The sequence below is a fragment of the Vibrio sp. Vb0598 genome, from assembly GCF_033338935.1.
GTDB classification, from domain to species: Bacteria; Pseudomonadota; Gammaproteobacteria; order Enterobacterales; family Vibrionaceae; genus Vibrio; species Vibrio alginolyticus.
In genome coordinates, this window is sequence record NZ_JAWOTP010000160.1 from 1 (window position 1) to 1259 (window position 1259).

1 protein-coding gene is annotated in these 1259 nt (G+C 46.4%); it reads right to left on the minus strand.

The annotated features are described in order from the left end of the window. Positions 1-1259: MFS transporter (locus R7Q38_RS23735; protein WP_318114512.1), on the minus strand; the 1259-nt coding region annotated here is incomplete at both ends.

Below are 1259 nucleotides of genomic sequence, written 5' to 3' on the forward strand. Positions count from 1 at the left end.
TTATTGCACACAATCAATGCACCACCATGCTCACGTAAGTTGTGCAGATTTTTGTGTTTAACACGATAGATGGTGTGCGTGAGCATCCACATTGCAAAGCGAACCACAAAAATCGGGATTTGTAGAAAGATATATGCCGCGACTAAGAAGTTAAGCACTGCAAGAAGCGCAAACAGTTGTGGAATACTTATCTCTACTACGCTTAGGCATATAATGCCAAGGATCGCGCTGCCCACCATAAATAGCGAGTTAAAGATATTCAGACCTGCTATCACTTGCGCTCGTTCAGTCTCCTTCGCTCGGTGCTGCATTAAGGCATACAGTGGGACGATAAATAATCCGCCCGATGCTCCTATCATGAGCAGATAGAAAAACAGTGGCCAGAAAGGCTCGAAACGAACAAATTCAATGAAGTTTGCGAACTCAGGTAGCTCAGTTGGTACTGATGTCGCCATTAAGTAACCGAAGATGGTGATGCCTAAGGCACCGATTGGCACGATGCCCACTTCGATTCGATGATTTGAGATCCAGTTGCAAGCCAGTGAGCCTAGAGCAATCCCTACTGAGAAGAGTGCAAGTAAGAAGGATACGGCGCTTTCTGTACCGTTCAGATAGACCTTGGTGAAGTTTGGGAACTGAGTAAGATATGCAGCACCGAGAAACCAAAACCAACTGATGGCCATGATGCATTGAAATACGATGCGATCGGATTTCGCGATCGCCAGCGTGTGCTTAGTTTGCTGATAAGGTCGCCAACGGAATTTAAGTTCAGGGGCACTTGCCGCAGCAAATGGAATCGAGCGACTGGATAAGTAACCGAGCAGGGCAAATAGAACCACGCAGAAAGCGGCCAGATACTTCGCGTTGTCAGCAGAAGCAATAATGCCTGCACCGAGCGTGCCGATAAGAATGGCGATAAATGTCCCGGCTTCAACCAAGGCATTGCCTGGTACCAGTTCCTTAGCGTTTAATTCCTGAGGAAGAAGCGCGTACTTGACGGGGCCGAAGAACGCGGATTGCGTACCCATTAAGAAAAGCAGCAGAAGTAAGACACCATAGCTTTCTGTTATAAAGCCAACGGCGCCTAGCAGCATGATGGCGATTTCAAACAGTTTTACTTTGCGAATAAACCACGATTTCTCGTATTTATCCGCCAAAACTCCAGCAGAGGCAGAAAAAAGGAAGAATGGAAGAATGAATAAGCCAGCTGCTAAGTTTATGAATAAATTACTAGAAATGGGTAATGCGCTAGAACCAGC